1 protein-coding gene is annotated in these 1521 nt (G+C 70.0%); it reads right to left on the bottom strand.

Annotation, left to right across the window (positions count from 1 at the left end; translation table 11 throughout):
• Positions 1–1521 (bottom strand): acyl-CoA synthetase (locus ACWD12_RS40990; RefSeq protein ID WP_450103951.1); only part of this gene is annotated, 1521 nt, incomplete at both ends.

Genomic DNA, 1521 nt, shown 5'->3' with positions numbered 1-1521 from the left:
GCCACGTAGTTCGCGTTTGAGGATTTTGCCGCTGGGGTTTTTGGGGAGGGTGTCGGTGACGACGATGTATTTGGGGACTTTGAAGCCGGCGAGGTGTTCGCGGCAGTGCGCGGTGATGTCGTCGGGGTCGATGTTGTGGCCGGGTTTGGGGACGACGACGGCGGTGACGGCTTCGATCCAGTAGGGGTGGGTGATGCCGAAGACGGCGGCTTCGGCGACGGCGGGGTGGGTGTGGATGGTCTCTTCGACTTCGCGTCCGGCGACGTTCTCGCCGCCGGTTTTGACCATGTCCTTCTTGCGGTCGACGACGGTCAGGTAGCCCTCGTCGTCGAGTACGCCGAGGTCGCCGCTGTGGAACCACTGGTTGCGGAAGGCTTCCGCGGTGCGGTCGGGGTCGTTCCAGTAGCCGAGCATGGTGTGGGGGCCGCGGTGCACGATCTCCCCGACGGTGCCGGCCGGGACGGGCTCGTCGTGGTCGTCGACCACCCGGGTCTCCACGTTCAGCCCGGCGCGGCCGGCGGAGCCGGCTTTGCGTTCCTGGTCCTGGGGTCCGAGGATGGTGGCGACCGGCGACATCTCGGTCTGGCCGTAGAAGTTGTAGAGCGCCAGTTGCGGGAGGCGGCGGCGTAGTTCGGCGAGGACCTCGACGGGCATGGCGGCGGCGCCGTAGTAGCCCTTGCGCAGGCTGGTCAGGTCGCGGGTGTCGAAGTCCGGGTGGCGCAGCAGCGCGATCCACACGGTCGGCGGGCAGAACAGTTTGGTGACGTTCTCCGCTTCGACGGTCGCCAGGATCGTGGCCGGGTCGGGGGCGGGCAGGATGACGGAGGTGGCGCCGAGGTAGACGTCGGGGGTGAGGAAGCAGTGCAGTTGCGCGCAGTGGTAGAGCGGCAGGGCGTGGATCTCCACGTCGTCCGCGGCCATGCCGCCGTCGACGATGGCGGTGGTGTACTGGGCGAGGAGGTTCCGGCTGGTCATCACCGCGCCTTTGGGGCGGGACTCGGTGCCGGAGGTGTACATGATCTGCACCGGGTCGTCGTCGTCCAGCTCCACCTCCGGACACGCCGCCGCGGACTCGCCGAGCGCGGCGAACGGCTCCCAACCGGTGGCCTCCCCGATCACCGCGCGGACCTTCAGCGCGGTGACGTCGAGCCCGGCCTCCGTCAGCGCGGCGTCCGCGGTGGGCGCCAGGTCCGCCCCGGCGATCACGCCGACCGCGCCGCAGTGCTCCAGGACGTAGGCGACCTCGGGCGGGGTGAGCATGAAGTTCACCGGCACCGACACCGCCCCGATCCTGGCCAGCGCGAAGTACGCCACCGCGAACCCGTGCGAGTTGCGGGCCAGCAGCACCACCCGCTCGCCCTTGGCCACCCCCCGCTCCGCGAACCCCGCCGCGGTCCGCGACACCAGCGCGTCCAACTCCGCGAACGACTGCCGCACCTCACCGAACACGACCGCGGTCTTGTCCGGAGTACGCGCCGCCGAACGCGCCAACAAATCCGCAAGCCCGTGACGGCGGGCGCG

The sequence above is a fragment of the Streptodolium elevatio genome (assembly GCF_053592165.1).
The sequence above is the reverse complement of the archived record's forward strand: the minus strand, read 5'-3'. Positions and strand labels throughout refer to the sequence as shown.